The sequence below is a fragment of the Ewingella sp. AOP8-B2-18 genome (assembly GCF_052376015.1).
Taxonomy (GTDB): domain Bacteria; phylum Pseudomonadota; class Gammaproteobacteria; order Enterobacterales; family Enterobacteriaceae; genus Ewingella; species Ewingella allii.
The window spans coordinates 1-7,448 of the sequence record NZ_JBQSVB010000027.1; the positions used below are offsets into that span (position 1 = coordinate 1).

The 7,448-nt window shown below is 55.0% G+C and carries 12 protein-coding genes; all 12 read left to right on the plus strand.

Annotation, left to right across the window (positions count from 1 at the left end; translation table 11 throughout):
- Positions 1-222: phage tail protein (locus ACT3RR_RS22515; RefSeq protein WP_496201139.1), on the plus strand; the 222-nt coding region annotated here is incomplete at its 5' end.
- Positions 219-896 (plus strand): phage virion morphogenesis family protein, encoded by a 678-nt coding sequence (locus ACT3RR_RS22520; protein WP_128124416.1) that lies wholly within the window; start codon positions 219-221, stop codon positions 894-896. The genes ACT3RR_RS22515 and ACT3RR_RS22520, both read left to right, overlap by 4 nt.
- A gap of 11 nt (positions 897-907) precedes the next feature.
- The gene (locus ACT3RR_RS22525; RefSeq protein WP_496201140.1) at positions 908-2,035 is read left to right on the plus strand and encodes a DUF2586 domain-containing protein; all 1,128 of its coding nucleotides are present in this window, start codon (positions 908-910) and stop codon (positions 2,033-2,035) included.
- 3 nt (positions 2,036-2,038) lie between these two features.
- On the plus strand, positions 2,039-2,491 hold the full coding sequence (locus ACT3RR_RS22530) for a phage protein (protein WP_128124418.1): 453 nt from the start codon (positions 2,039-2,041) through the stop codon (positions 2,489-2,491).
- Between the two features lie 12 nt (positions 2,492-2,503).
- Positions 2,504-2,800: a phage holin family protein gene (locus ACT3RR_RS22535; protein ID WP_396130837.1), complete on the plus strand. Its 297-nt coding sequence runs from the start codon at positions 2,504-2,506 to the stop codon at positions 2,798-2,800.
- A complete protein-coding gene (locus ACT3RR_RS22540) occupies positions 2,797-3,138 on the plus strand; it encodes a M15 family metallopeptidase (protein WP_128124420.1) in 342 nt (113 codons plus the stop codon). The genes ACT3RR_RS22535 and ACT3RR_RS22540 overlap by 4 nt, the downstream gene beginning before the upstream one ends.
- The gene (locus tag ACT3RR_RS22545; protein WP_496201141.1) at positions 3,138-3,509 is read left to right on the plus strand and encodes a hypothetical protein; all 372 of its coding nucleotides are present in this window, start codon (positions 3,138-3,140) and stop codon (positions 3,507-3,509) included. The genes ACT3RR_RS22540 and ACT3RR_RS22545 overlap by 1 nt, the downstream gene beginning before the upstream one ends.
- A 120-nt stretch (positions 3,510-3,629) precedes the next feature.
- Entirely contained in the window at positions 3,630-3,896 is a 267-nt protein-coding gene (locus ACT3RR_RS22550; protein ID WP_496201142.1) for a putative phage tail assembly chaperone, read from the plus strand.
- A 50-nt stretch (positions 3,897-3,946) separates the two neighbouring features.
- Positions 3,947-4,084, plus strand: a complete 138-nt coding sequence (locus ACT3RR_RS22555) for a DUF6890 family protein (RefSeq protein ID WP_419471239.1) — start codon at positions 3,947-3,949, stop codon at positions 4,082-4,084.
- Positions 4,084-6,453 (plus strand): phage tail tape measure protein, encoded by a 2,370-nt coding sequence (locus ACT3RR_RS22560; protein ID WP_496201143.1) that lies wholly within the window; start codon positions 4,084-4,086, stop codon positions 6,451-6,453. Before ACT3RR_RS22555 ends, ACT3RR_RS22560 begins: the two co-directional genes overlap by 1 nt.
- Complete coding sequence (locus ACT3RR_RS22565) at positions 6,450-6,782, plus strand: DUF2590 family protein (protein ID WP_496201144.1); 333 nt, start codon at positions 6,450-6,452, stop codon at positions 6,780-6,782. Before ACT3RR_RS22560 ends, ACT3RR_RS22565 begins: the two co-directional genes overlap by 4 nt.
- On the plus strand, positions 6,775-7,448 hold a 674-nt coding region (locus ACT3RR_RS22570; protein ID WP_496201145.1), incomplete at its 3' end, for a baseplate J/gp47 family protein. The genes ACT3RR_RS22565 and ACT3RR_RS22570, both read left to right, overlap by 8 nt.

The window sequence follows — 7,448 nt, forward strand, 5'->3', positions numbered from 1 at the left end:
TTGCCCGATTTCGACATAGACGTGATCGACGATGAAACGGCGGTGTTGGCCATTTCTGTGCCGATGGTTGAAGCGCTGACGATGGTCAAAGACGAAAAAGGCAATATCCCCATGGATGGGGAAATGTGGCGACTGGCAGACCCACAAATCTGGCTGGCCAGCGAGGCGACAGTCTACGGCGTGGATAGTCACGGCGCACACATCGGGGACGGTGAGAAGTGATAAGGGGGCAGTTAGACCCCGCCCAGGTAAAGGCGTTACGCAAACAGCTAAACGCCCTGGAGCTGACGCCGCAGAAACGCCAGCGGCTGTTATGGCGATTGGCCAAATACGGCTTAATGCCAGCGGCCAAGCGCAACGTGCGGAACCAGGAAGGGCCGGACGGGCAGAAATGGCAGGGACGCCAAACCAAGCGCAAGGGCAAGATGCTGCGCAATATGCCAAAGCTGCTTCACATCCGGGATATGCCCCAAATCGACGGGGTGCGGGTGTACCTAAGCGGCGGCGGTTATCGCAACGGCAAGAAATCCGTGGCAGCGGGAACGGTGGGTTACGGCCAACAAAACGGCATGAGCGTGACCGTGAACCGTCGCCAGGTCGAAAAAAAGAGCCGAGTGGAAAGTCTACCGGCCAGCGTTCGCCAGGCCAAGCGGCTGCGCACGCTGGGGTACAAGGTTAGAAAGGGCAAGCGGTGGCGTAAACCAGCGCTAAAGGAAATTCAGGAAAGCATGACGATGGCCAAGGCGGGCCTGTTAATTAGGGTTCTTTCTGGCAAGGCTGCGAAAGCCTCCTGGTCAGTTGATGTGCCAGCGCGTCCCTTCCTGGGTATCTCGCAAGAGGATTTCAACAAAGCGTTAGCGCGTCAATTGCAGGGCATTGGCTACGGCGCAGGATAAGAGGGAACGGCATGACATGGCCAACGGTTCAAGTTAACCAGGTTAACCAGCTACAGGGTGAAACCAAAGAGATTGAGCGTGCAGTCTTGTACGTGGGGACAGGGAAAATCAATGCGGGTAAAACGCTGCCGGTGAATACCCAAACGGATTTTGACACCTTGCTGGGCGCGGCTGACAGCGTGCTGAAAAGCGATCTGAACGCAGCCATGCTGAACGCGGGCCAAAACTGGAGCGGCTTTGTGCACGTCTTGGCAGAGGGCGCAGAGCCAGCGGATTGGGTTGACGCCGTGCTGGAAGCGCAGCGCGTGGCGTCGGTTGAGGGCGTGGTGATATCGCTAACCGTCAGTGATAAGAAATCCATCAACGACGCGGCAAGCCTGCGCGCCAAGCTGCTGGCGACGTTTGGCCGATGGTGCTGGTTCATTCTGGCAGTAGAAGGCCCGCAGGATAAAGAAGCCTGGGCGGATTACCTGGTGCGCATGGCAACGCTACAGGCACAAATTGCCGCGCCGTCCGTGCAGCTGGTGCCGCGCCTGTTTGGCAATGAGCCGGGCGTGTTGGCGGGCCGCTTGTGCAGCCGCGCCGTTACCGTGGCCGATAGTCCGGCGCGTGTGCAGACTGGCGCACTTCTGGCGATGGGTAGCGATGAATTGCCGGTTGATGGCAATGGCGCGGTGCTGGAGTTGGCCACGCTGCAAGCCTTGCAGGAAAAGCGTTTTAGCGTGCCGATGTGGTACCCGGACTATGACGGGTTTTATTGGTCAGATGGCCGCACGCTGGACGCCGAGGGCGGGGATTACCAGGCTATCGAGGCGCTGCGCGTAGTCGATAAAGTGGCGCGGCGTGTTCGCCTCCAGGCGATTGCCAAGATTGCAGACCGTTCGCTAAACAGCACGCCAAGCAGCATCGCCGCGCACCAGGGCTATTTTGCCAAGGCACTGCGCCAAATGGCTAAGGCGTCGGAAATCAACGGGATCACCTTCCCTGGCGAAGTGATGCCGCCACAGGATGGCGACGTGACGATCACCTGGAAGTCACCCACTCAGGTGGAGATTTATATTGTGGTGCGCACTTACGAATGCCCGAAAGGCATCACCGTAAGCCTGTTACTGGACGCTGGCGCAGCAGGGAGCAAATAACCCATGAAACGTATTTCAGGACAATCCACCGATGTGCGTATCGATGGCGACTTGATCCACATCGAAAAGGTGAATTTAGACATCACCGACAACACGGCGGCCGCGCAGACTCAGGGGGTGCCTGATGGCTACGTGTCCGGGGACGTAGCGGCCGAGGGTGAAATTGAAATCACCACCAAAGTGCTGCAACAGCTGACCGGCATTGCTCGCCGTGCGGGTTCGTGGCGCGGTATCGAGCCGGTAGATTTGCTGTTTTACGCCAAGGCCGGTGGCGAAGAAATGAAGTTTGAGGCATTCGGCTGCAAGCTGGTACTGAGCAACCTACTTGATAACGATCCGAAGGGTGGCAGCGTGCTAACGCACAAAATTAAGTATTTCGTCACCAGCCCGGACTTTGTACACATCAACGGCGTGCCGTATCTGGAATCAGAAGATACCCGCAACTTGATTGGATAAGGGATTGCAGGGATGCAAGAGCATGAAAAGGGGCTGTTGAGCCTGATGATTATCGGGGCGCTCATTGCCCTGGGTAAAGCACTGAGCAGCGGTGAGCATATTACGCCCTCGCTGTTTATCGGCCGCATTATTTTAGGTTCGGCGGTGTCAGTGGCGGCGGCGGCCATCCTGATTTGGATACCCGACATTAACCCGCTTGCGCTGAGTGGCGCGGGGGCCGCGCTGGGAATTGCGGGCTATCAGGTTGTTGAGGTGTGGATCAGGCGCAAGGGAAATGGCGTGTTATCAGGAAAAGGAAGCCCAAAATGACATTGAGCGAAAAACAGCAGTTGTTTACGCAGCTGATTGCCCAGCTGATTGACTGGGCCGGGCAGCGCGGTTATCGCCTTACCTTTGGCGAAGCCTACCGCACGCCGGAACAGGCTGCATTGAATGCCAAAAGTGGCGCGGGTATCAGCAACAGCTTACACACGCAGCGCCTGGCAGTTGATTTTAATCTGTTTCTCAACGGCCAATACCAGACGAAAACCGAGGCTTATTTACCTTTAGGTGAATATTGGGAGTCTCTGGGCGGCACCTGGGGCGGGCGTTTTAAAACCCGCCCGGACGGGAACCATTTTAGCCTGGAACATAACGGGGTGAAGTGATGGCCAAGCAGCTGGCCATGATTGGTCTGGCTATTCTGGCCGTGTTTGGGGCCGGGTGGAAAGTGGGCGATTGGTATCGCGACAGTCTGGATTTGGTCATTGACCGTGCCGCTACGGCGGCCGGTGATAAGGCCCGAAGCGAGAGCCAAAAGATTGCCAGCCAATCTGGCAGGGCGTTAGAAGAGAAGTTGGAGGCGTTGAAAAATGCGCAGCCTGTGGAAATCAGGACGGAACTGCTTAAGCCGGTATTTACCAACGTTTGTGTTTCTGACGATTTTGTCAGGATGTACAACACCGCCGCCGAAAATGCCGAGCGAACCTTATCAAGAAAACCTGTTAACAAAATGCCCGGAAACAATACCGCGCCTTAGTGGCGTATTAGGTAAAGACGTTGCCGACGTGCTGTTAAAAATAACGCCGCAATATGCGGAGTGCGCCGCAAGGCATAATCAATTAATTGACGAAATAAACCAGCGAAGGAAATTAAACCCATGAGCAAAGTAAATACTATTGAATTAACCGTAAACGGCCAGGCGTTAATTTTTGAGCCAAACACAACCGCCTACAATAAATTCATTAACGAAATGTCGATGGATAATAAGCTGGCTCCGGCTAATAACTACCTGCGCCGCATTGTGGCTACCGACAGTAAAGCCGCGTTGGATGAAATTCTGGAAATTCCCGGCTCCGCTTTGCAGCTGGCGGCCGCAGTTAATGATAAATACGCGCCTAAGCTGGAAATTGAACTAAAAAACTAACGGCGCGGGTTAGCGCCATCGAAAATAATGGCCTGGAGCAATACCTTATTTTGCGCCGCCATTATCTCCCCCACGAAAATGACGATATGGAAAACCTAGCGCGTGCCGTTTGGCTAGACAATCGTCATTGGGAATATCAACGCATTGCCATTGCAAATGGCATTGCCCTGGCTTTTAAAGGCGACTAATGGCGGATTTAGATTTTACGCTGAGTTTAATTGACCGGATCACCGGCCCCTTAAAACAGGCCAAAACGTCGGTTAATGACTTTGCGCAGGACAGCCAGGCCGCCTTTGGAAAGTTGGCCATTGGCGTGGGGGCGCTGTGGGGCGTAGGGGCATCGGTCAAGGCGGCATTAGATCCGGCTATCCAGATGTTTGACGCCATGCAAGAGGCCAGTGCGCGGGGCGTAGGTGATAACCCGCTTGCCAAGATTTCAGACGACGCCTTTAAATTTAGCGTGCGCTATGGGGAGTCGGCGGTTGAGTTTGTGCAATCGTCGGCGGATATCAATGCGGCGGTGGCCGGGCTGACCGAGGGCGAATTACCCCGCGTCACCGTTGTTGCCAACACCGTGGCCAAGGCGCTGAAAGGAACGGCCGCAGACGCCGCCGAATTCATGGGCCAAATGTTTACCCAGTTCGACGGGTACGCGGAAGAGGTGGGCAAAGTTCAGTTTGCTGAGGAACTGGCCGGAAAAATGGCCTATGTCAAAAAGCAATTTGGCACCGACATGGCCACCATTAAAGACCTGATGGAAGGTGCGCGGGGCGTCGGGACAAACTACGGCGTCGGGCTGGATGAACAGCTGGCCGTGTTGGGCGAGCTGCAACGCTCGCTAGGCACCGAGGCCAGCGGCTCTTATGAGGGCTTCTTAAGCGGGGCGCAGGAAGGGGCCAAAAAGCTGGGCTTAAGCTTCCAGGATGCCCAAGGAAAAATGCTGTCCATGCCCGCCATACTGGAGAAACTCCAGGGCAAATACGGCAAGAGCATCGATGGCAACCTGAAAGCCCAGGCGGAGCTTAACGCGGCCTTTGGTGACAGCGCGGCTGTGATTAAACAGCTGTATGGCAACGTTGATTCACTCCAGCGCAACATCACCGAGCTGGGCAGCAATGACGGCATGAAGCGGGCCACGGAAATGGCCGAGAAAATGACGCGGCCGTGGGACAGGCTAACGTCTATCTGGTTTGCCATGCGTGCCGCCATCGGCTCTACGCTGCTGCCGGTGCTCTATCCGTTAGTGAATAAGATTGCAGACGGCGGGGAGAAGTTAACGCGCTGGATGCGCCTATTCCCCAACATCGCCCGCGTGATCGGCTATGCCGCGCTGGCCATGCTGAGTTTTGCGGCCGTGGGGGCGCTGGCCAATATCGTCATGGGCGTGCATGGCTTCATCATGCTGGGCATTACCCGCTTACTGGGGCCAATGGCCAAGTTGTTTGGCCTTAACCGCCTGGCTATGGCAGCCGGCAACGGCGTGGCGAAGATGTTTAGCAGTACCCTGAAATTTTTACGCGGGGCATTGCTGGCCGCCAGCATGGCCGCCCGCGCCGGTTCGGTGTCATTCCTGATGATGATCGCCCCGATTGCCCTGGTTGTGGGCGCGATTGCGGCGGTAGTCATTGCGGTGATTAAGTTTTGGGAGCCAATCAAAGCCTTTGTGAAAGGCTTCATTAGTGGGTTCGGCGAGGCGTCCGGGGCGCTCACGCCGTTTAAGCCGATGTTTGGCGCAATCGCCAACGCCATTGGCTGGGTGTGGGGCGGTATCAAAACGCTGATCGGCTGGTTTGGTGATTTGCTCTCGCCGGTGAAAATGACCGAAGACCAGTTAACCAGCGTCACCGGAGCCGGTGAAACCTTTGGGCGGGTTGTGGCTAACGCCATTGATTTTATTCTTATCCCGCTGGGCCTGGTCAAACGCGCCATTGAATCGCTGGTTGATATGTTCGCTATCGTGGGTCGCGGCTGGGTTGATGTGATTAAGGTGTTTGATATTAATTCACCGGTTGAGTCCTTTAAGAAAATTGCCGGAATTATTGGCAACGTATTTTCAAAATTATGGGACACGCTCAAGGAATCATTTACCGGGACGTATAACTGGATTGTCGAAAAGCTTAATAAATTGCCTGGTGTAAATATTGAGCTTAAGCATGTGCCGAGTGAATTACCCAAAGGTAGTGAGGCCGATGCGGTTAATAGCGTTCCTGATACCAAAGTGCAAAAGGTTATGCCGCCTGGTTATTCCGACGCAGCAAACAAAATGCCTGATGCAAATGTGCAAAAAGTATTACCGCCAAGCTATGCCGATTTGGAAAGAAAAATTCCAGAAGCGCAAATGCGCAAAGCGGCACCGCCGCCACCGGTGGCGTTAGAAAATAATATGTCTACAGGTGGCGTGGTGAAAGGCGTGGATCGTGGTGGATTAAGTAAACAGATTAATACGTCTGCGAAAACTACCGTTGATAACAGTAAAACAATCGGCACCGTGAATATTCACCCGGCCAAAGGAATGACACCGGCCGAGCTAATGGAATGGCAGGAATTAGGCGCATGACAGAACCGCTCTACATTGACTTATTGATCACCGGGCGCAATTTCACGCTAAACGCAGGAAATGAGCCGGTACTTTGTAATAACAGAATCAGCATCGGCCAGGATATTGTCCACGCCATTATTGAAAGCGGGTTAACCACGGAATTGGTGGCAGAGCGAAGCCCCACGCTTCGCGCTGACGTGATTTTGCAGTTAACGCTACTCATTGAAAGCGATGAACGGATTGTTCCGGGAACGGTGAATATCACCGAAGAGTCGTTGAAAAGGCTTTGGGTAGAGGCGCAAACCTATGATTTCGGCAAGGTGGAGGCGGGCGTAGATTATGAATAACAAGCCAACGATTGATTTTGAAAAGGTGCTGAGTGATAGCGGGATGCCGACCACCAAAGAGGCGATCCGCGACCAGTTCAACGCCATCGTAGACGCCGAAGGGATGATAACCAATACGTCGAAAATGTCCCCGTTCTGGAAGCTGGTGACGGCGATTGTTACCACGCCGGTGCTTTGGATAAAAGACGTTTTAGCCAACACGGTGCTGGCCAACATGTTCCTGGCCACGGCCAGCGGGCCAATGCTGCGCATGCTTGCCTGGGGCGTCAATCTGGTGGCCAAGCCTGCCAGCTATACCAAAGGCGTGATCCGCTTTATCAAAGAGGATGCCAAACAGTCCGTGACGGTACCAGCCGGAACCATTATCCAGACCGAGCGTATTAACGGCGTGGTTTATGCGCTGGAGGTGGACGCAGACACCACGCTGGCGGCGGGGCTGGCCAGTGGCCTGGTGCCGGTGACGGCTACCGAGGCAGGTGGCGCGTTTAACCTGGCACCGGGTTATTACCGTATTTTGCCCGTTGCCGTTGCGGGCATTAGCCAGGCCGTAAACCAAGATGATTGGCTGCTGACGCCTGGCGCAGACGAGGAATCTGATGATGACCTGCGCGAGCGCTGCCGCAATCAGTTCAACCTGGTTGGCAACTATCACACCGACGCGGTTTA